Origin of the sequence: Brevundimonas sp. SPF441, assembly GCF_009661015.1 — a bacterium.
GTDB lineage: Bacteria > Pseudomonadota > Alphaproteobacteria > Caulobacterales > Caulobacteraceae > Brevundimonas > Brevundimonas vesicularis.
Window position 1 is genome coordinate 1 of record NZ_WJWX01000034.1, and the last position, 20,755, is coordinate 20,755.

Genomic DNA, 20,755 nt, shown 5'->3' on the forward strand with positions numbered 1-20,755 from the left:
AGGGGTAGGGGGCGGGGCCTTGCGGCAGCGGTCCCTTGCCGTCGATCGGCTGGCCGAAGGCGTCGATGATGCGGCCCAGCCAAGCGGTGGTCGGGCGCACGCTGGCGGCCTGGTCGATGATGCGGATGTCGGCGCCGGGGGCCACGCCCTCCACCGGACCGAAGGGCATCAGAAGGGCCTTGGAATCGCGGAAACCGACCACCTCGGCCGGCAGGGGATCGTGGCCGCGCCGTCCGATCTCGGCCCGGGCGCCGACGGCGAGGCGTGAAAGGCCGCCGCGCGACTCGATCAGCAGGCCCGACACGCCCGCGACCTTGCCGGTCACGACCAGCGGATCGATCGCTTCGACGGCGGCGACGAGATTGCGCAAAAATCAGACCCCAGGAACAGGCCTCAACAGATGCGGCAACGTGGTTAACGACCGATGAAGCGCTGCTGGAAGGCGGGGGATAAGACAGCGATTATTGCGTCTCGGTTGCAACTCAAGCGGGCAACGATTTTTCAACTAATTAGAGGGCTAATCTTGCAACCGAGGCGGGCGGGGGCCGGCCGATAGCGAAGAGGTTGCAACCTATGTTCGCGCGTAAACCGAAGTCATCGGACATGCAGGATCGGCTGATCGATCTGGACGGCAAGATGGCCGCCATCGGCCGGTCGCAGGCCGTGATCGAGTTCAACCTGGACGGCACCATCATCGACGCCAACCAGAACCTTCTGACCACGATGGGCTATAGTCTGGACGAGATCCGGGGCGCCCACCACAGGACCTTTATGGACCCGGCCGAGGCGGCTTCGCCCGACTACGCCGCCTTTTGGCGCGAGCTGAACGCCGGTCAGTTCCTGGCGCGCAAGTTCCGGCGGCTGGCCAAGGGCGGGCGCGAGGTGTGGCTGCAGGCCTCCTACAATCCGGTGTTCGGCCCCGACGGGCGGCCGGTGAAGGTGATCAAACTGGCGATTGACATCACCGCCGACGAGCAGGAAGCCGCGCGCCGCGAGGCCGAACGGGTCGAGGCGGAAAGCGCCCAGACCCTGCTGGTCGACGCTCTGGCGGGGGTGCTGAACAAGCTGTCGGCCGGCGACCTGACCGCGCGGATTGATGCGCCGGTGAAGGGCGACCATGTGCGGGTGCGCGACGATTATAATGCCGCAGTCGAAAGCCTGCGCCAGACGATGGGCCAGGCGCTGCGGGCCGTGTCGGGTCTGCGGGGCGGGGTGGGCGAAATCTCCAGCGCGTCCGACGACCTGTCGCGCCGCACCGAACAGCAGGCCGCCAGTCTGGAAGAAACGGCCGCGGCGCTGGACCAGATCACCGCCACGGTGAAGCGCAGCGCAGACGGCGCCAAACAGGCTTCGGCTGCCGCCCTGGGCGCGCGCGCCGAGGCGGATCGGTCGGGCGAGGTCGTGCGCCAGGCGATCGCGGCCATGGACGGCATCAAGCGCAGCTCGACCCAGATCAGCGACATCATCGGCGTGATCGACGAGATCGCCTTCCAGACCAATCTCTTGGCCCTGAACGCCGGGGTCGAGGCGGCGCGGGCGGGAGAGGCGGGACGCGGCTTCGCCGTCGTCGCCTCCGAAGTGCGGGCGCTGGCGCAGCGCTCGGCGGAAGCCGCGAAGGAGATCAAGACCCTGATCACCACCTCGGGCCAAGAGGTGGCGCAAGGGGTCAAGCTGGTCGACGAGACCGGCGCGGCCCTGTCGGCGATTGCGGTCAAGGTGGCGGAGATGGACGCCCTGGTCAGCGAGATCGCCGCCTCGGCCCAGGAACAGGCGACGGGCCTGAGCCAGGTCAATACGGCCGTCAACCAGATGGACCAGGTGACCCAGCAGAACGCGGCCATGGTCGAGGAGACGACCGCCGCCGCCATGAGCCTGAAGTCCGAAACCGAACAGCTGGCCCTGCTGGTCGAACGCTTCGAGACGGGCGAAGCGTCGGCTCAGGCCCGCATCCATGACCTGTCGCAGGCCGCCGCCCCCGTCCCCCTGGCCCGCGAACGCGCCCGCATCCGGGCCTTCGCCAGCGGCGGCGCGGCGGCGGCGGCGGCGGCATCGAACGCGGGCTGGGAAGAGTTCTAGGGCGCGCTCGGCTCCAGCTCGATTTTCGCCTCCCGCGTCGTCGCGATGGCGCCGACCGAAGCGGCGACGATGGCGGCGATGGCGAGCCACTGCTGGCCGGTCAGATGCTCGTGCAGGATCACAAGCCCGGCCAGGGCGCCGACGGCCGGCTCGGCGCTGAGCACCACGCCGAAGGTGCGTTTGGGGATGCTGCGCAAGGCGACCATTTCCAGCGAATAGGGCAGGGCGCTGGAGAAGATCGCCACCGCCACGCCCGCCAGGATGATGGCGGGGTTCAGCAGGGCGGCGCCCGCATGGGCCACGCCGAACGGGACGACGACCATGGCGGCGACGCTCATGCCCAGCGCCACCGACTGACCGGCGTGCAGGTGCGACAGCCGCTTGCCGAAGACGATATACAGCGCCCAGCACAGGCCGGCGAAGGCCGCCAGCGCCATGCCGACGGGATCCAGAGCGCCGGCCCCGGCCTTGATCGGCAACAGCAGGCCCAGCCCCACGACCGCCAGACCGATGCAGGCGAAATGGATGGGCTTGCGCGAATGGATCAGGGCCAGGGTCAGGGGCCCCATGAACTCGATGGCGATGGCCAGACCCAGCGGAATGGTGCGCAGGGCCATGTAGAAGCTGAGGTTCATCGCCCCCAGCACGACGCCATACAGGGCGATGGCGCCCAGGTCCGCGCGGGTCAGGCGGAACCGCCAGGGCCGGAACACGGCGACCAGCAGAACGGCCGAAATCCCGACGCGATAGGCCGAGGTCCCCTCCGCCCCGATCACCGGAAACAGCGTCTTGGCGAAGGAGGTGCCGCACGCCAGCGTCACCATGCCCGCAAACAGCGCCAGATAGGGGATCAGCCGCGCCGCCAGCGGCGAGTTCAGATGGGTTTTCAAAGCCAGCGACGTCATGGCGTAAAGCTAGCGTAACGCCGCTTGCGCTTCCCGGCGATTTTCCGCTTGAATGCGACGGAAATCGTCACTGGAGGCCCTGTAATGACGAATTTCGTCACGCTTGATGATTTCGACCATAAGCTGCTGATGCGGGTCCGGCGCAACAATCTGGAGCCGGCGCGGGTGACGGCCGAGGCGGTGGGTCTATCGGAATCCGCCGTCCTGCGCCGCCTGCGTCGCCTGCGGGCCGAGGGCGTCATCGCCGCCGACGTCGCCGTCATTGATCCCGCCCGGGTCGAACCGCGCATCGTCCTGCATGTCCAGGTCGAGATGAACACCCAGGACCGCAAGGTGATGGACGCCTTCCAGCGCGCCATGAAGGCCAGCCCCGAGGTGCAGGGCTGCTGGGACGTGACGGGTGAAACCGACTATCTGCTGACCGTCGCCGTCCGCTCCATGCAGGACTACGAGGCCTTCGGCATCCGCGAACTGATCCCCGAAAAGGGCGTGCGCGGCTTCAAGAGCATGATCGTGATCCGCGAGGTCGTCGGCTTCGACCCGGGGCGCGCGGTGCTGGAGCGCTAGGTCGCCGGGGCCTCGACCACCAGGATCGCGCCGACGCCCTGGGTTTGGTTCTCGATCGTGCCGCCGATCTGGCGCACCAGGCTGTCGATTACGCGCATGCCCAGGCTGCGGTCGCTGCGGGCCGCGATCAGGTCGAAGCCCTTGCCCTGGTCCGCCACGGTGACGGTCAGGCGTCCGTCGGCGATGCGGCCGGTGACCGAGACGCCGCCGCCCTCGGGGCCATAGGCGTATTTGATGGCGTTGGTGACCAGCTCGTTGACGATCAAACCGAGCGGGATGGCGATGTCGGCGCCCAGCGGCGCATCGGACGCCTCGCAGGTGACGACATGGCGGTCGCTGCCGGCGTCGATGGCCTCGCACAGCTGGCACAGGAAGTCGGACAGGATCACGGTCTGGACGTCGGCGCCGCGCCACAGCTGGTCGTGGACTTCGCTGATGGCCTGGATGCGCGACCCGGCCGTGGCCAGGGCGGCGCGCACCTCGTCGGAGGCCGCGCCGCGCGCCTGCATCGACAGCAGGCTGGAGACCAACGACAGGCTGTTCTTGACCCGGTGACTGACCTCTCGCGTCAGCAGGGCCTGATGTTCGATGGCGGCCAGAAGCCGCTGCTCGGTCTGCTGGCGGGCGATGGCGGCGCCGACGACGGCGGCGAAGGCGTCCAGGAACAGGGCGTCGCGGGCGTCGAACTGACCCTCGTCGGGGCTGTCGACCTCCAGCACGCCCCAGGGGTCTCCGTCCAGCTCGGGCCGGATCAGGACGTTGATGGCGCGCCGCACGCCGTGGTCGGCCAGAAGTTTGGGCGTGTGGAAGCGCTGTTCGTTCTCCAGATGGTTGGAGATCAGCGGCTTGCCGGTCTGGAAGGCGTAGCCGGCAGGCGAATCCAGCTCGACGCCCAGCGAGGCGTGACCCTCGACCTCGCCGCTCCAGCCCACGCCGGCGACCAGGACCAGCCGGTCACGGCTTTCATTGTGGATCAGCACCTTGGACAGTGGCGTCTCCAGGCCGTCGGCGCAGACCACGCAGGCGGCGTCGAGCAGGGCCTGACGATCGCGTTCGCGCAGGGCCACCTCGCCGAAACGCGCCAGCAGCGACTGCTGCTTCAGGCGATAGCGCAACTCGTCGGCGATGGTACGGGTCTCGGGCGTCGGCGCATCCTCGACCTTAGGCGCGACGGGATCGTCCATCTGGATCTGGGTCTGGGAGGCCGTGTCGGCCCACACCTCGGCGACCAGTTCGGCGATCTCCGGGGTCAGGCCGGGGTCGGAGGGCGGGCGGGTATGGGGCAAGGACGGAAATCTCGGTTCGCGCGACGGCGACATATAGGCTGACATAGCCGCTCTGAAAGGTTTGCGCAGAAATCATCGCGCGTCACCCCTTGCGTGGGGCGGCAAGAGCCATGGTCATCCGTATCCGTTTCGCGCCAGTCCGGTCCCTGCGGCGCTAAAGCGTTCGCTGGAAAAACAGGACAATCTCGCGATTGAGATCCTTGTGAAAATCAGCGCGGTCGAAGTGTGGCGTCGGCGTGCAGATCTGCGGCGCCTCGGCCGCCAGGGCCGGCGAGCAGGGCGGCAGGAAGTCGTAATGACCTGCGCCTTCGACGCGGTGGTACTCCGGCGTGGCGCCTAGCCGGTCGCGGATCGGCTCGACGTTGTAGGGCGCGGGCAGAATGTGGTCGGCGCCCGCCTGCCACAGCTGAACCGGAATGCGCACGGCGGCGAGGCTGTCGGACGTGAAGGAGAAACCCAGTGCCGGGGCGGCGATGACGGCGGCCTTGATCCGGTCGTCCTTCGCACGCGGACGCCAGGTCGATGGGTCGATCCCCATCGCGTCCAGCAGGCGGCAGGCGAAGAAACCGGGATGGGCCTCGCAATGGTCGCCGATGGCCGCCGCGTCCGAGACCCCGCCAATGGCCGAGGTGACCGTGAAGCCGCCCGCCGAGAAGCCAAAGGCGCCGATGCGGTTCGGATCGATGGCGACGCCGCCCGGCCGCGCGGACCAGTCGCCGGTCATGTAGTCGATCAGGCGGCTGAGCTGGGGCGCGCGATTGGTCAGTTGGGTGGAGCGGCTCATGTCGCGATAGTTGTCGCCGGGATGGGTCAGGGCGGCGACCACGAAGCCGGCGTCGGCCAGGGCTCTGGCGGTGTCGGCATGGCTGCGCAAGCCGCCGCCGTTGCCGTGCGAGATGACGATCAGGGGCGCGGGCCGACCATCGGCCGGACGCGCCGGCAGCCAGACCCCGGCCTCCACCGCGCCGTCCGGTCCACCGAAAAAGGTGAAGACCTGATCGGGCGCCTGCGGATCGGTCTGGGCGCGCGCCGGGCCTTGGGCTTGTGGCGCGGTCGCCTGCACGGGCGATGCGGCGCCGGCCAGAAGGATCAGGGCCAGGCTGAGGCCGGCGGTCAGGTTTTGGGGCGGCGAGCGATGGGTCATGTCGGTTTCCTCTGGTCGAGACGACCCGCTGTTCGGGACAAGACCGAGCGAGCGCCAGCCGCATTTCGCCAATGGGCGAACGGGTGCGTGGACGGGCGAAGGGTTCGACGATAGTGGGCTGACGAGGGAAGGGACGATGACGCAGAACGCCGCTGACAGACTGAATACGCCGCGCGCCTGGGCCGTCGATCTGGCGGCCTGTGCCGTGACGGGGGTGGTGCTGGGCGCGGTCGGTCCCTTCGGCAGCTTCTTCAACGACGGGCTGGCGGTGCGGATCGGCTATTGGACGGCGGTTCTGGTGATCAGCGGCGCGGTGTTCGGCGCTGCGATCCGCTGGGCCTGGCCCAGGATGCGCCGCAGACGCGTGTCCATGCGGTTCTGGCTGCCCATGCTGATCGTCGTCGCAAGCGGGCCGACCGCCTTGATCAGCCGGATCATCGCCGTGATCCTGTGGCCCGGCATTCGCCAACGTGTCGGCTGGGTCGAATGGTATGGACAGGCCCTGCTGATCGGGGCCGTCTATGTGGCGCTCTACGCCCTGTTGCGGATGCGGACGTCCGATGCGGCGACGCGAGCAGGTGAAGGCGATCCGGGCTTTGCGCGCACCCTGCCCACGGGGTTGGGTCGTGACCTGATCTGCCTGCAAATGGAAGACCATTATGTACGCGTGCATACGACGCGGGGGTCGCAGCTTGTTCTGATGTCGCTGTCGCAGGCCGTCTCGGCGTCGAAGGGCGTCGAGGGGCTTCAGACCCATCGCTCGTGGTGGGTGGCGCGCGCGGCCATCGTCGGGGTCGTCGAGGACGGCCGTAACCTGCGCCTGGCCCTGACCGGCGGATTGACGGCGCCGGTGTCGCGCGCGCGGGTTGCCAACCTGCGGGCCGCCGGCTGGCTCTAGGTCAGGGGTTCTGACGGTCGTTCGCAGAAATCATCGCGCGTCACCCCTTGCGTGGGACGGCGAGGCCTTATCTGTTGCGGGCCACAGATTCACGGAGACCTTTTTCATGACCGACTTCAGCTATGACGCGTCCCGCCACCTGAAGAAGGGCCGGGGCAAGGTCTATGACTCGATCATCGACACCATCGGCGACACCCCGATCGTGCGTCTGCCGCGTCTGTCGGCGGAGTACGATACCAAGGCGACGGTGCTGGCCAAGCTGGAGTTCTTCAACCCCATCGCCTCGGTCAAGGACCGGATCGGCGTGGCCATGGTCGAGGCGCTGCAGGAGGCGGGCAAGATCGATCAGGACACGGTGCTGATCGAGCCGACCAGCGGCAACACCGGCATCGCCCTGGCCTTCGTGGCGGCGGCCAAGGGGCTGAAGCTGACGCTTTGCATGCCCGAAAGCATGTCGATCGAGCGGCGCAAGATGCTGGCCCTGCTGGGCGCGCGGCTGGAGCTGACGCCGGCCGAAAAGGGGATGAAGGGCGCGATCGCGCGGGCGCAGGAACTGCTGGAGACCACGCCGAACTCCATCAGCCCGTCGCAGTTCGAGAACCTGGCCAACCCCGCCATTCACCGCGTCACGACGGCCGAGGAAATCTGGAACGACACGGCCGGGGCGGTGGACATCGTGGTCGCCGGCGTCGGCACCGGCGGCACCATCTCGGGCGTGGGCCAGGCGCTGAAGGCCAAGAAGGCGTCGGTGCAGTTCATCGCCGTCGAGCCCGAGGCCTCTCCAGTACTGTCCGGCGGCGCGCCCGGCCCGCACAAGATCCAGGGTATCGGGGCCGGCTTCGTGCCCGCCATCTACGATCCGTCGGTGGTCGATGGGGTCGAGCAGGTGTCCAACGACGACAGTTTCGACATGGCCAGAAAGGCCGCTCGGGTCGAGGGCATCCCCGTCGGCATCAGCTCGGGCGCGGCCCTGACCGCCGCCTTCCGCATCGCCGCGCGCGAGGAGAATGCGGGCAAGACCATCGTGGTGATTATCCCGTCCTTCGCAGAACGCTATCTTTCGACCGCGCTTTTCGAAGGGCTTTAAGCGGAGCCTTTAGGCCGTTCGCGTGTTCGATATCGGACGCGCGTGCGGCTCCGCTTGGGATGAGGGACGGCGCGCGGCGGATCAACAACGCCGGAGCGTTTTATGCCTGTCGCCGTCCTTCGCCTGATCGCCGTCGCAGGGGTCTCGGCCCTGGCGCTCGCCGCCTGTTCCAACAATGACGACCAGGCGGCGGTCGATCCGTCGATGTCGCCCGAGCAACAGGCCGCAGCCGCCGCCAACACCCCCGTCACCGCCCAGCCGCGCCAGATCCGCAATGTGCCGGTGGATGTGCAGGGCGTGACCGAGGTGGGCGCTACGGTTAGGGTCAAGAACGTCGATCTGGCCGAGGACGCGACCATCCTGGACGTCAGCATCTCGTTCGCCAGCGACATGACGAACAATGTGCAGATGGCGACCAACGCCACCTATATCGAACTGCCCAACGGCCAGAAGCTGCGTCTGAAGCCGCCCGAGGGCAATCCGAACATGAACGTCGTCAAGGGCGACACCATGAACGGCCGCTTGGTCTTCATGGGCGCGGTGCCGGCCGGGGTGAACCAGATTTCGGTCGTATTTAACGAAGGCTCGACGTCGGACAGCATCATCGGTCCGTTCCTGCGCATGACTATTCCGCTGACCGCCCAGGCCGCCCAGAACCCGACGAGCGGAGCGGCCGGATGACGGGACGACACGCGCCCGCCATGGCGGCGGCGCTGTTGGCCGCGGGACTGACGCCCTGCGTCGCCTCGGCCCTGACGGTGCGGCTGATGAGCGGCAGCGCCATCGGCCTGCGTTCCACCTTCGAGAAAGACATGGCCGCGCCCCGGTCCACCTTCGCCAAGTCGGGGCCGGACAGCGCGCTGGAAAGCGTGTTCGTCTCGTCCGAGGTCGCGCCCGAACGGGTCGAGACGACCCGCAGCCTGCTGAGCGAGCTGAAGGCGCGGCGCACCGACGGGGTGATCGTGATCGACCTGCCGGCCGATGTTCTGTTCGACTTCGACAAGGCGACGATCCGGGCGGACGCCGAGCCGGCCCTGACGCGGGCGGCGGAACTGCTGAAAAGCTATCCGCAGGCCCAGGTCAGCATCGGCGGCCATACCGACGCCAAGGGCGACGACGCCTATAACGAGGGCCTGTCGCTGCGCCGCGCGCGGGCGGTGGCGGCGCGGCTGCAACGCGAGGCCGGGCGCACCTTGGGCGCCGAGGGCTTTGGCGAGCGGAGGCCCGTTGCCCCCAACGTCAAGCCGGACGGCTCGGACGATCCCGACGGGCGTCAGAAGAACCGCCGCGTCGAGATCCGCATCACGCCACGCGCGGGAGGCTGAGCATGGCCTTGATCCCTTGCCCCGCCTGCGGGCGTCAGGTGTCTGAGGCGGCGGTCGCCTGTCCCAACTGCGGCCATCCGATCGCGGGCGACGCGGCGCGGCCGTCGGGCACATTCAAGGAGGCCCTGACACGACCCGATGCGGTCAAGAGCGGGATAACCGTTCTGGGCGTCTTCGTCGCCGCGCCGTGGATCGCGCGGGTGCTGGCGGTCATCGCCTTCGTGATCCTGGCCATCGTGGTGGTGGTCAACAAGAGCTGATCCGGCTCACGCCCGGTTAACCGCTCGCTTCTAAGGTGGGGGGATGGGCGATCTGGCAGCCATGATCGGGGAAGAGGCGACGCCGCCGCCGCTGCGTGCGCGCCGGGCGCTGCTGAAGCGTCTGGCCGACGTCGTGTCCCTGCCCGCCAGCCGGATCAACGCCTTCGAGCGGGCGGTGACGGGCGACCTGCTGGTCGAGATGCTGCGGCTGGCCTCTCACGATGAGCGCAAGCGCGTGGCCGCGCGTCTGGCGCCGCTGGCCGAACTGCCCAACAGCGTGGCGCGCATCCTGTTGCGCGACGATCCGGATATCGCCGGCCTGCTGATCGAACAATGCGCTTCGCTGAGCGATGCGGACATCGTCGGCTTTGCGCGCGACGCCAGTTTCGAACACCGGATGCTGTTGGCCGTGCGCCGGGGCCTGTCGGAAATCGTGACCGAGACCCTGTTCTCCTTCGGCGAGATGGAGGTGATCGAGGCGGTGCTGCGCAACACGACCGCGCGCCTGTCGCAGCTGGGCATCGAGACGGTGGTGGGCCTGAGCCGCCAGTCGCCGAGCCTGTGCAGCTCCTTGCTGAAGCGGCCCGAGCTGAGGCCGTCAGGCGCCTATGTCATGTTCTGGTGGTGCGCGCCCGAGGATCGCCGCACCATCCTGCAACGGTTCGCCGTGTCGCGCGAAGTCATGCAGGAGGCGTCCGAAGATGTCTTCGCCATCGCCAATGACGAAAGCTGGTCCGATCCCGTCGCGCGCAAGGCGCTTCAGTTCATCGAGCGCCGCCAGCGCAATCGCGCCGCCATCGAAAAGAGCCCGTTCGACAATCTGGAACACGCCGTCATGGTCGCCGCCAGCGATGGCCTGACGCGCGAGACGGCGTCCGAGATCGCCTTCCTGGCGGGGATCAAGCCGCTGACGGGGGCCAAGCTTCTGGGCGATCCGGGCGGGGAGCCGCTGGCGATCCTGTGCAAGGCGACGGGGATGTCGCGCGTCGATCTGACCAATCTGTGGCGCTCGATGCGGCGGCCCGAGACGACGGCGGACGGCAAGATCCATCCCGACTGGGAGCGTGTGCAGATCACCTATGAAATGCTGGCCGTCGATCGCGCCCAGACGGTGCTGCGTTACTGGAACTGGTCTTTGTCTTCGGCCCTGACGCCCACGCTGTTGCGCGCCATTCGCGACGGTGAGGATGACGCCGTCGATGAATATTCGGTGCCGGAGCGGGCGGCGATGATGGTGCTGGCCGAAGACTTCGGTCGATAGGTCTGATCACTAAAGTCGAATGCATAGACGTGCATATCGCACCGCTTATACGCGTGTTTGCTTTCGCGGCGAAACAACCCTATGACGCTATTGGGGTCGTTCGGTTGGAGAATCAGCCGAACTCAATAAATCAGGAAAGCGAAGCCGATAATGGAAGATAAGCCCGAACTGCTGGAGATGACCGCAGACATCGTGTCGGCCTATGTCGGCAATAACTCGGTCTCGGCAGAGGCCCTGCCTGCGCTTATCGCCAATATTCACGCCGCCCTATCGGGTGTGTCGAACGGTCCGGTCGAGGCCGAACCTGAACCCAAGGAACCGGCGGTGCCGATCCGCAAGTCGATCGCGCCGGATTTCCTGATCTGCCTGGAAGACGGCCGCAAGTTCAAGTCGTTGAAGCGCCACCTGCGCACCAAATACGACATGAGCCCCGAAGAATACCGCGCCAAATGGGGTCTGCCGAAAGACTATCCCATGGTCGCCCCGAACTACGCCAAGGCGCGTTCGGAACTGGCCAAGTCGATGGGCCTGGGCCAGGGCGGCCGGAAGCCCGCCCGCGCCGCCGGAACCCGCGCGAAGAAATAAGCCGAGGTTTTTCGGTCTGGAGACGCCCGCTTCCATCAGGAGGCGGGCGTTTTTGTTGCGGCGACGTCTCAAGATACTTCCCCCTCCTCTTGCGGGGGAGGGAGAGGTCAGTGAGGCGTTATGCCGCCTGGGCGGTCCGACGCATGCGCCAGAAGCGCAGGGTGCGCAGGGCCGCGTCGCGGGTCAGTTCGCCGTACATGCGGCCATAGGCGGCGGCCTTACCCATCGGGTTATCCTCGGCGCCCAGGACGGCGACGGCGTAGGTCAGATAGACGGCGCGGTCCATGTCGGCCGCCTTGCAGACCACCGACAGGGCGTCCAGGTCCTTGCGCTCGACGATGCCGCGCGCGGTGTGGAAGTCGATGTCGGCCAGCTTGGACAGGGCGATCAGGAAGGGCGTGCGACCGTTCGAGCGCAGGAAGCGGATCAGGGTCTGCGGCGTCAGCTGGCCGGCGGCCTGAAGCTCGTCGATATAGGCCAGGTTCTCGGCATAGTCGGCCGGCAGGGCGCCGTCGTCGGTGGCGACCCGGGCGCGGCCTGCGGCCAGCGCCGCCTCCAGCAGGGCCGGGTCCATGCGCGCGTTCTGTTCCAGGATCTGGTGACGCAGCCGGGCCTCAACGACGAAATACATCTCGTTCAGCAGGTCGGCGGGCAGGCTCTGGCGCTCGACGGTGGCGGCATGCAGGGCCGGGTTGGCCTTGGCGCGCTCGATGGCGGTTTCGGATGCGGCCCGCGACAGCTGGGCGCCGTCGTTGCGCAGCAGAGTATTCAGAGTGTCGTCGTCCCCGTGCTCGACGATGACGTCGGAAACCGCCTCGGACACCGTCGCGCGGCCTGAGACGGCGCGCAGATGGCCCTGGCTGCGCTTGCGCACAACCTGGATCAAATCCTCGTCGGTCAGGACGGTGGAGGCGCGCAAAACCTGTTCGGCGACCTCGATCTCGTCGTCGGCGAAACGGCGGATCAGGCTGTGGGGGGCGTTGGGGGCCTGGGCGAAACGGGCGGCCAGTTCGGCGCGGACCGCGACCTCCATCTCGGCCGACAACTTGGCCAGAACCGTGCCGTAGAGCGCGGTTTCATTGGCGTTGGGCGCAGGCGCGCCGAAGAAGTGGGCCGTCAGTTCGCGCAGCAGCAGACGACGCTTTTCGCTGGACTCCTCGCTGGCCAGGGCGATGAGTTCGGGCAGGCGCGAGCCCTTGATCTCGGCAGGTTCGATCACGGCGCGATCGTTCATGGCAGGTTGTCGGCTTCAGTCTGTGGCACGGCGCGCAGGGCGCCGTTGGCGTTGCGGATCAGGGCAGGCGGACCGTCCGGCTGGGCTAGGTCGCTGGATTGCGGCGTCTGGGCCATCTGGACAGGCATGGCGTCGAGGTAGGTCTGCTGCGGCGCAGGGATGGCGTCGGGGTGACGGCCGGCCTGGCGGTGGACCGAATAGTAGCGGGCGCTGTTGTCGCCGGCGACGGGCGTCTGGGTGGCCTGACCGCTGGCGGCGACGGCGGCGGCGTCCAGCGGCGCGCCGGCCTGGGGCCGTTGCAGACGATAGATGGGGGCGTCGCGGCGCGGGGCCATCGGGTCGGCGACGGCCGCCTGCGCTGGCTGGGGCGCGGGCTGCGGCTCGGCCTGCGCGGCCTGTTGCGGAGCGGGGGCCGGCTCGGCCCGCATCTGAGGTTCAGGCTGAGGCTGAGGCGCGGAAGGCTGCGGCTCCGGAACATAGGGCGAGGGCGCGACGCGCGTCGCCTGCGCCGGTGCGGCCTCTACGGGTGGGGTCTGCGCGGGCTCGGCCTGCATCGGCGCGCGCTGGGGCATCCAGGCGCTGGCGGGCGTCAGCCCGTTGCTGCGCGGAGCCGTGATTGAGGGGGCGGGCGAAAGGCGGGCCAGGGGAATGGCGCCGGGCAGGGTGCGGTTGGCGGCGGTCACGGTCGGGGCGGGCGCCTCGGCCTGGATGACGGCGGGCGTCGGGGTTGCGCGCGCGGCGACCGCCGGCTTGCCGGGCCAGGACAGGTAGCGCAGACCCGACGCGTTGGTCGGCGCCTGTTGCGCCACGGCGGCGCCGGCCGCCAGATTGACGGCGGTCAGGACGATCGAAACTGCGAGGGCGCGGCGCACGGCGGCTCTCCGGAGAGGAATTCCAGCGCACACACTAGGGCTCGGACCCTTAATCCCGCGCTAATGTGAAGCCAGGATTCGACAACGACCGCGTGTCAGCCGCGACCGGGCAGATAGTTGTCGGTGAACGCGTCGCGCCAGTTCAGACCGGCCTCGTAAACCCCGGCTTTCGAGGTCACGTCGAAGAAGGCCTGCCAGCGTTCCTCGGTCAGGGCGCCCAGGCCGTAAAGCGCCGCGTCGCCGCCATCGACGATGGCGTAGTCGCGCAGGCGTTCGCGGGCCTGATCCAGCACAGCCTGGGTCATGTCCGGGTTGTCCTTGCGGATCAGGGCGTCGGCGGCCGAGGCGTCGCCCCGGATATAGTCGCGCCACCCTTCCGCCGAGGCGGCGATGAAGCTGCGCAGCGCCGCCGCATTGTCGCGGGCGAAGGCGTTGGGGGCCAGGACCATGGCGGCGTAGGAGGGATAGCCCTCGTCGGCCAGCAGGAAGACTCGCGGGTCGAAATCGGCGGCCTGTTCGATGGCGTAGGGATCGCTGGTCAGATAGCCCTGCTGCACCGCCCGCGCATTGGCGATGAAGGCGGCGGGGTCATAGGCGAAGGGGCGCAGCTGCTCGTCGGTAAAGCCGTATTTAGCCTTCAGCCAGACCCAGAAGGTGCTGATCCCGGCCTCGGACAGCAGGAAGGGTCGGCCGGCCAGATCGGCGATGGTCTCTAGCGCCTCATCCGGATGGGCCATCAGGACCTGCGGATCCTTCTGGAAGAAGGCGGCGACCGCCTTCACCGGCGCGCCGGATGCGACCAGGTTCAGGGGGATGAAGCTGTTGGAGCCCATGCCCAGCTCGACCGCGCCCGAGGCCAGCAGTTGCGGCACGTTCACGCCGGGGCCGCCCTGTACGATCTGGACGTTCAGCCCGCGCTTCTCATAGGCCCCGCTGGCGAGCGCCTGATAGAAGCCGCCCTGTTCGGCCTGGGCGCGCCAGTCGGTGGCGAAACGCAGGCGCACGCGGCCCTGTTCGTCGACCGGCGCCTCGGCCCGCCCGCAGGCCCGAAGCCCGATCGCCCCCGCCGCCACAGCCGCCCCGCCCGCGATCAGCGCACGGCGACGGGTCAGCAGGCGATTCCCCAACAAGCTCATGCCCCTGACTTACGGGGCGATAGGGGCCTTGGGAAGGCGGAGCGTCAGCTTGCCATGCCCTGCGATCAATCGTTGTGAACAGCGACAAGCCCTTCATTGAACGGCGAGCACCAGATACGACCGTAAAGAACGTTCAGGGAGCCAGTCGTGAGGAAGATGATGTTTGCTGCTGCCGCGACGTCGGTTTCGCTAAGCGCATGCAGCCAAGGCGTCGAATATTCTACTTGCTCCCGCGACATTGACTGCTTCGTTGCGTATACCCGCGCTGTATCCTTTGGGCCGACACGCGTCGCTGTAAGGCATCAGGCCTACTACATCGGAGGGCTGGTAGCCGGATCGCCGGGGTGGGGTCAGAAGCTCGCGGATAGCGGCCTTTGGGATGCCAATCGTGAGAGAATAAGCGCGTCCGCCCGACAATGTAGTCAGATCGCTGATGCAGAGCTTCAGCACGGCATCGCGGAGGGGGCTGGTTGGGTGACGGACTGATGCCAGTCGATGTGGTCGTCGTGGGGCCTTCGACTAATCAGAAAATCGGGCGGCGGTTGAAGTGAAATCGGCGCCCCAATTGAGCGAGGGGACGAAGCGTGCGGGCGGACCCGTCAGCTTCGTCCCCTCGCCAAGTCCGGGTTGGACTTGGCCGTTCGGGTCTGGACCTTGGCGTCAGCGTCGTTTCAGGCGAACCCGAAAGGGCGGTCGGCTGTATCCTGTCGCGCTCCTGGTCTTCGGCGTCCCACGGCATTGCGTCCGCGTCGTCCGTCGATCCCGATCCGGTTCTCCTGTCTGCCGTCGATCCGAAGACCGTCGAAGACTGGAGCCTGGATCCCGCCTGTCGCACGTTACGATCCGAAGATCGCCCGAAGCGCCGGGTCGGAGAGCCGGGCCGGTTCGCTGGAGGTCCAGGTCTCCCTGGATTTCCGCTGCCCCGTGTCCCTTGGCCTGTTGACGTTCGGACGAAACCGGCTACGAGGCAAGCGCCCGAACTCGCCCCAGTGTGCACGATTGGCCCGGCGGCGGTGGACAAGCCTGTGAACATCGGTGGACGGATCAAATTCGCGATTGCGGATCAGCGTCTTGTCTTGTCCACAGAAACGCGGCGATAGAGCGCTATGTCCGGCGTCGGACACATTGCGCTGCAACCGTGCGGCGCGCTTTGGGTTCTGTGATCAACGGACAAAAGTCCTTGGGGGAATTCGTTGTCCAACACCGGCTCTGACCACGCCTTGTCTATCGGTATCAATCGCAGCCAGCTGGCCCAGATGTTCGCCCATGCGCCGGGGTTCATGGCGCTGGTCACGGGGCCGGAACACCGGTTCGAGCTGACCAATCCCAACTACCAGAAGGTGATCGGCCACCGCGAGGTGATCGGGCGCACGGTGGGCGAGGTGCTGACCGATGCGGTGGCGCAAGGCTATCTGGATCTGCTGGACCAAGTTTACCGCAGCGGCGAGGCGCACCGGGCCGACAGCGCCCTGTACGCCGTTCAGGCCGAGCCGGGCGGCAAGATCGTGGACCGTTACGTCGATTTCGTCTTCCAGCCGCTGAAGGAGGACGGTCGGGTCTGGGGCGTGTTCATCCAGGGGATGGACGTGTCGGATCGCCACCGGGCGGACCAGGCGCTGGCGTTGAGCGAAGCGCGATACGGCGCCCTGTTCGCGGCGATGGCGACAGGCTTCTGCGTCATCGAGATGAAGTTCGACGCGGCCGATCGACCGGTCGATTACAGGATCGTCGAGGGCAACAAGGCCTTCGAAGAGATGACCGGCCTGGTCGACCCTTACGGCAAATGGGTCAGCGAGATCGCGCCCGGGCTGGAGCAGCACTGGTTCGACCTGTACGGCGGGGTGGCGCGGACGGGCGAGCCGGTCAGGTTCGAAAACCCCGCCGACATCTTCGGTCGCTGGTATGACGTGCAGGCGCTGAGGATCGGCCAGCCGGGCGCCTGGCAGGTCGCCATCCTGTTCAACAACATCACCGAGCGAAAACAGAGCGAGACGCGTCAGAACGCGCTGCTGGAGCTGAACGACGCGATCCGCGACCTGACCGACGCCGGCGACATCGCCCAGGCCTCGGCCCAGGTTCTGGCCCGCACCATGGGCGTCAGCCGGGCCGGATACGGCACGGTGGACACCGGCGCCGAGACCATCACCATCGCGCGCGACTTCAACCAGCCGGGGGTGAACAGCATCGCCGGCGTCCTGTCGTTCCGCGACTACGGGTCCTATATCGAGGACATCAAGCGCGGCGAGACGGTGGCGATCGACGACGTCGCCCTCGATCCGCGCACGGCTGATACGGCCGAGGCCCTGAGGGCCATCAGCGCCGGGTCGTTCGTCAACATGCCGCTGATGGAACAGGGGCGGGTCGTGGCGATGGTGTTCGTCAACCATGCGACGGCGCGTCACTATACCGACAGCGACCTGCGCCTGATGCGCGAGGTGGCCGAACGGGTTCGCACGGCGACCGAGCGCGCCCGAAGCGAGGCGGCCCTGCGCGACAGCGAGGCCCAGTTCCGGGTCTTCGCCCAGGCCACGCCGATCCAGATCTGGGCCAGCTGGGCGGACGGGTCGCTGTATTGGTTCAACCCCCAGGTCTATGCCTACTCCGGCCTTGCAGAGGGCGCGTTGGACGGCACGACCGGGTGGGGCAAGGTCGTTCACCCGGACGACCTGGACTGGGCGTCCGAGCGATGGGTCCAGGCCCTGGCCAGCGGCCAGGTCTATGAGAACGAGTTCCGCATCCGCCGCCACGACGGCGTCTATCGCACCTTCATGGTTCGGGCCGAGCCCGTCCACGACGAAGAGGGGCGGATCCTGCGCTGGGTCGGGTCCAACACCGACATCGAGGACCTGCGCCGCCAGTCGGCCGAACTGGCGCGGTTCAACGAGACGCTGGAAGAACAGGTCGCCGAGCGCACCAGCGCCCTGATGCAGGCCGAGGAGGCGCTGCGCCAGAGCCAGAAGATGGAGGCGGTCGGACAGCTGACCGGCGGCATCGCCCACGACTTCAACAACCTGCTCGCGGGCATCAGCGGCAGCCTGGAACTGATCACCAACCGGATCGCGCAGGGGCGTCATGCCGAGGTCGAGCGGTTCACGGTGGCGGCGCAGGGGGCGGCGAAACGCGCGGCGGCCCTGACGCACCGGCTGCTGGCCTTCTCGCGGCGTCAGACCCTGGATCCCAAGCCGACCGATCCCAACCGCCTGATCCGCGGGATGGAGGATCTGGTGCGGCGCACGACAGGGCCGGGCATTGAGGTCGAGGTGGTCGCCGGCGCCGGCCTGTGGCCCGTGCTGATCGACGCGCACCAGCTGGAAAACGCGGTGTTGAACCTGTGCATCAATGCGCGCGACGCCATGCCGAGCGGGGGGCGTCTGACGATCGAGACCGGCAACCGCTGGATCGACGCGCGCACGGCCAAGGCCCAGGATCTGGAGCCGGGCCAATATGTCTCCATCTGCGTCAGCGACACCGGCACGGGCATGGCGCCCGAGGTGGCGGCGCGCGCGTTCGAGCCCTTCTTCACCACCAAGCCGCTGGGCGAGGGGACGGGCCTGGGCCTGTCGATGATCTATGGCTTCGTGCGCCAGTCGGGGGGACAGGTGCGAATCTATTCCGAGGCGGGCGAGGGGGCGATGATCTGCCTTTATCTGCCGCGCCACTTCGGCGAGGTGGACGACGCCGATCTGATCCCCGAGGTCGAACAGGCCCCTCGCGCCCAGGCCGGCGAGACGGTCATGGTCGTGGACGACGAGCCGACGGTGCGGATGCTGGTCGCCGAAATCCTGCATGAGCTGGGCTATCAGTGCATCGAGGCGTCCGACGGCGTGGCGGGGCTGAAGCTGCTGCAATCGGGCGCGCGGATCGACCTGTTGGTCACCGACGTGGGTCTGCCGGGCGGGATGAACGGGCGTCAGATGGCGGATGCGGCGCGGATTGATCGGCCGGACCTGAAGGTGCTGTTCATCACCGGCTATGCCGAGAATGCGGTGGTCGGCAACGGGCACCTGGATCCCGGCATGCACGTCATGACCAAGCCCTTCGCCATGGAGGCGCTGGGCAGCCGGATCCGCGAATTGATCGAGGCGAGCTAGAGCCGGGCGTTGAGCCAGGTGCGGATCGCCTTGCGCGCGCCGCGCGCGGCCGGGCCGCCGAAATGCAGGAAGCCGTGCGGGGTCTCGGGCACGCGGATCAGGTCGGCGTCCGAAGCCTCGCCCCAGCGCGTGGCCATCAACAGACTGTCTTCGAAAAGAGGGTCCTGTTCGCCGGCGAGGAACAGGGCGGGCGGCAGGCCGGTAAGGTCGGCATACAGGGGCGAGACGTCGGGCTGGCGCAAGGCCGCCTCGTCGCGATCCGGCGCCAGGCGCGCCAGATCGGCCTGCATCGTCGGGCCGTTGAACAGCAGGGTCTCTGGTCCCGCAGAGCGGACGCTTTCGGTAGCCGACAGGTCGAAGACGCCGTAGGTGAAGACGCAGCCCTTCACCAAATCAATCAGCCCCTGGTCGCGCAGGGCGACGGCGGTCAGGGCGGCCAAATGCCCGCCGGCGGATTCGCCCGCCAGAAACAGGGTCGAGGCGCCCAGCCGGTCGACGTTGGTCACGGTCCAATAGGCGGCGGCCAGACAGTCGGCGATGGCAGCGTCGATATAGATCTGACGCCGCTCGGACAGCAGGCGATAATCCACCGAGACGACGCAGAAGCCGTGGTGGGCCAGATGAGCGTTCAGCCGGTCGTTCAGCCCGGCGCTGCCCAGCACCCAGCCGCCGCCGTGGATATCCAGGATGACGGCGCGGGGCGTGCCCGTCGGATGCAGGATGCGCAAGGGAACGGGGTGGTCGCCGTCCGTCTGGATGATCTCGACCGTGACGCCGCGCTTTTTGAGGCGCGGCGTGGTGATCCGCCCGGCGGCGGCGTCCAGCCACAGCGACAGCCGCTGGCCCGCATCGATCCGCCAGCCGTCGGTGCGCAGACGCGGCGCGCGGGCCAGGACGGCGTTGATCCGCCGCACCGCCGCCTGCTGGGGCGGGGCGAATTCGACGAGATGGCTGCGCAGGGTCATGAAGCTTGAGTGTGCAGCGGCGGCTTTGGTTTCAAGAGGGCAGACTGTCACCCTTCGCTTAAACCCTAGGGTGACATCGTCTCCTTGGCGTTTAGGGGGGCGGGGTCGGGAGACGCTTAGCCTGCCCAGAACGGCCTATTGTCGTGCGTCTTGATTGTGGGCTGACCGGACCGAAATGGACACGCTCGCATAATCTGAGCTGGCCCATGACGGCCAGTTGAGCGGGATCGGTTCTCGCGCTTCAGTTTGGATCTCAATGTCGCCGCCGCGTAGCGCGCCTGTGGGGTCACGTTTTAAACCATGCGCCTGCGCAGACGTGGCGAAGGATTCGATGGCGTCGGGCGTGGCGGGTCCGTTGACGAGGATGCTGCACTCGTCGCCGCCTCGCACGTCTATCGTGCCCTGGGTTGGATCGGCCAAGACTTCCTGAATAAGGATTGCTTCTGGTTCTATGCGCATCACCTCCGCATAGTCGGCTTCACGCCCTCGCATCAGTCGTGGGCATAGATCAAAGACGGTCAGGATCAACGCTTCAGAGAGAGGCCGCAGCTGCCTTTGTCGCTGGGAAAGACCCATTTGACCGGCTGGACCGCCCGTGGACATCACAAAAATGGAGCCCGACGAGTCTTCATCCGGCATATCTCGCCAACGACTGACCTCGATGAGGCGGTCACTCTTGCGCCACATGGCGTTCACAACAGCCCATTGCGATTCTGCGGTCGGAAGTCGTTCCCATCCCTCTTCAGACAAGGTGTTCAGGAGGGCGGGGATGGCGGCGAGTCCGGTTGCATCCAGCTCGATACTGCACTGCTCGTGAGCGGGGGCGTAGGTCAGTTTGACGTCCGCGCCATCCGAGGTCGTCAGGGTGCGATAAACAGAGACCTGCTGCCTCGAGGCCGCAGCGCAGTCCTCCAGAGTCAGCTGCGGCAGCAGGGTTGCGACAGGAACGGCCATCGGCTCCGAAGTCGCCTGAAGGGCGAGGAAGGCCGTCGCGGCGCCCATCCAAAACGATTGCAAAACAAACATGCTCAGCCCTGCCTATTCGGCGCTGTCGCAAGCGCCC

General features: G+C 67.5%; 18 protein-coding genes and 1 pseudogene. 10 read left to right on the top strand and 9 right to left on the bottom strand.

Annotated features, from left to right (window positions below; genetic code table 11):
- Positions 1 to 370 (bottom strand): annotated as a pseudogene (fliI, locus tag GGC30_RS14895) (flagellum-specific ATP synthase FliI); the annotation flags it as partial.
- 203 nt (positions 371 to 573) lie between these two features.
- Here fliI and GGC30_RS14900 point away from each other — a divergent pair.
- Positions 574 to 2,076 carry a PAS domain-containing methyl-accepting chemotaxis protein gene (locus GGC30_RS14900; protein WP_228763767.1) on the top strand — a complete coding sequence of 501 codons (1,503 nt, stop codon included), beginning with the start codon at positions 574 to 576 and terminating at the stop codon, positions 2,074 to 2,076.
- Here the strand turns inward: GGC30_RS14900 and GGC30_RS14905 are convergent.
- A complete protein-coding gene (locus GGC30_RS14905) occupies positions 2,073 to 2,981 on the bottom strand; it encodes a DMT family transporter (RefSeq protein WP_055803585.1) in 909 nt (302 codons plus the stop codon). The two genes, GGC30_RS14900 and GGC30_RS14905, sit on opposite strands and share 4 nt — an antisense overlap.
- 84 nt (positions 2,982 to 3,065) lie before the next feature.
- On the opposite strand from GGC30_RS14905, the gene GGC30_RS14910 reads away from it, so the two are divergent.
- Entirely contained in the window at positions 3,066 to 3,548 is a 483-nt protein-coding gene (locus tag GGC30_RS14910; protein ID WP_153925751.1) for an Lrp/AsnC family transcriptional regulator, read from the top strand.
- On the opposite strand, the gene GGC30_RS14915 is transcribed toward GGC30_RS14910, so the two are convergent.
- Both GGC30_RS14915 and GGC30_RS14920 read right to left on the bottom strand, forming a co-directional pair.
- Positions 3,545 to 4,834: a sensor histidine kinase gene (locus tag GGC30_RS14915; RefSeq protein WP_228763769.1), complete on the bottom strand. Its 1,290-nt coding sequence runs from the start codon at positions 4,832 to 4,834 to the stop codon at positions 3,545 to 3,547. The two genes, GGC30_RS14910 and GGC30_RS14915, sit on opposite strands and share 4 nt — an antisense overlap.
- 154 nt (positions 4,835 to 4,988) lie before the next feature.
- Positions 4,989 to 5,978 (bottom strand): dienelactone hydrolase, encoded by a 990-nt coding sequence (locus GGC30_RS14920; protein ID WP_153925753.1) that lies wholly within the window; start codon positions 5,976 to 5,978, stop codon positions 4,989 to 4,991.
- Positions 5,979 to 6,114: 136 nt separating this feature from the next.
- On the opposite strand from GGC30_RS14920, the gene GGC30_RS14925 reads away from it, so the two are divergent.
- From GGC30_RS14925 to GGC30_RS14955, 7 genes are all read left to right on the top strand, one after another.
- Positions 6,115 to 6,876: a LytTR family DNA-binding domain-containing protein gene (locus GGC30_RS14925; protein ID WP_194943614.1), complete on the top strand. Its 762-nt coding sequence runs from the start codon at positions 6,115 to 6,117 to the stop codon at positions 6,874 to 6,876.
- A 106-nt stretch (positions 6,877 to 6,982) separates the two neighbouring features.
- On the top strand, positions 6,983 to 7,963 hold the full coding sequence (cysK, locus tag GGC30_RS14930; protein WP_153925757.1) for a cysteine synthase A: 981 nt from the start codon (positions 6,983 to 6,985) through the stop codon (positions 7,961 to 7,963).
- A 102-nt stretch (positions 7,964 to 8,065) separates the two neighbouring features.
- Entirely contained in the window at positions 8,066 to 8,644 is a 579-nt protein-coding gene (locus GGC30_RS14935) for a hypothetical protein (RefSeq protein ID WP_153925759.1), read from the top strand.
- A complete protein-coding gene (locus tag GGC30_RS14940; protein WP_153925761.1) occupies positions 8,641 to 9,288 on the top strand; it encodes an OmpA family protein in 648 nt (215 codons plus the stop codon). The genes GGC30_RS14935 and GGC30_RS14940 overlap by 4 nt, the downstream gene beginning before the upstream one ends.
- 2 nt (positions 9,289 to 9,290) lie before the next feature.
- Entirely contained in the window at positions 9,291 to 9,548 is a 258-nt protein-coding gene (locus tag GGC30_RS14945; RefSeq protein ID WP_055803604.1) for a zinc ribbon domain-containing protein, read from the top strand.
- Between the two features lie 43 nt (positions 9,549 to 9,591).
- Entirely contained in the window at positions 9,592 to 10,809 is a 1,218-nt protein-coding gene (locus tag GGC30_RS14950) for a DUF2336 domain-containing protein (protein ID WP_153925763.1), read from the top strand.
- A 150-nt stretch (positions 10,810 to 10,959) separates the two neighbouring features.
- Positions 10,960 to 11,394, top strand: coding sequence for a MucR family transcriptional regulator (locus GGC30_RS14955; protein WP_055753018.1), 435 nt, complete (start codon positions 10,960 to 10,962; stop codon positions 11,392 to 11,394).
- Positions 11,395 to 11,512: 118 nt separating this feature from the next.
- Here the strand turns inward: GGC30_RS14955 and GGC30_RS14960 are convergent, their stop codons facing one another.
- The 3 genes from GGC30_RS14960 to GGC30_RS14970 form a co-directional block, all read right to left on the bottom strand.
- Entirely contained in the window at positions 11,513 to 12,628 is a 1,116-nt protein-coding gene (locus GGC30_RS14960) for a DUF2336 domain-containing protein (RefSeq protein ID WP_153925765.1), read from the bottom strand.
- The gene (locus GGC30_RS14965) at positions 12,625 to 13,500 is read right to left on the bottom strand and encodes a hypothetical protein (RefSeq protein ID WP_153925767.1); all 876 of its coding nucleotides are present in this window, start codon (positions 13,498 to 13,500) and stop codon (positions 12,625 to 12,627) included. Before GGC30_RS14965 ends, GGC30_RS14960 begins: the two co-directional genes overlap by 4 nt.
- Before the next feature lie 95 nt (positions 13,501 to 13,595).
- Positions 13,596 to 14,636, bottom strand: a complete 1,041-nt coding sequence (locus GGC30_RS14970) for an ABC transporter substrate-binding protein (RefSeq protein WP_153925769.1) — start codon at positions 14,634 to 14,636, stop codon at positions 13,596 to 13,598.
- 1,220 nt (positions 14,637 to 15,856) lie between these two features.
- On the opposite strand from GGC30_RS14970, the gene GGC30_RS14975 reads away from it, so the two are divergent.
- Positions 15,857 to 18,727: a PAS domain S-box protein gene (locus GGC30_RS14975; protein ID WP_228763770.1), complete on the top strand. Its 2,871-nt coding sequence runs from the start codon at positions 15,857 to 15,859 to the stop codon at positions 18,725 to 18,727.
- Here the strand turns inward: GGC30_RS14975 and GGC30_RS14980 are convergent.
- A complete protein-coding gene (locus GGC30_RS14980; RefSeq protein ID WP_153925771.1) occupies positions 18,724 to 19,692 on the bottom strand; it encodes an alpha/beta hydrolase in 969 nt (322 codons plus the stop codon). The two genes, GGC30_RS14975 and GGC30_RS14980, sit on opposite strands and share 4 nt — an antisense overlap.
- Before the next feature lie 135 nt (positions 19,693 to 19,827).
- Positions 19,828 to 20,718 carry a hypothetical protein gene (locus GGC30_RS14985; protein WP_153925773.1) on the bottom strand — a complete coding sequence of 297 codons (891 nt, stop codon included), beginning with the start codon at positions 20,716 to 20,718 and terminating at the stop codon, positions 19,828 to 19,830.
- Positions 20,719 to 20,755: the final 37 nt, after the last annotated feature.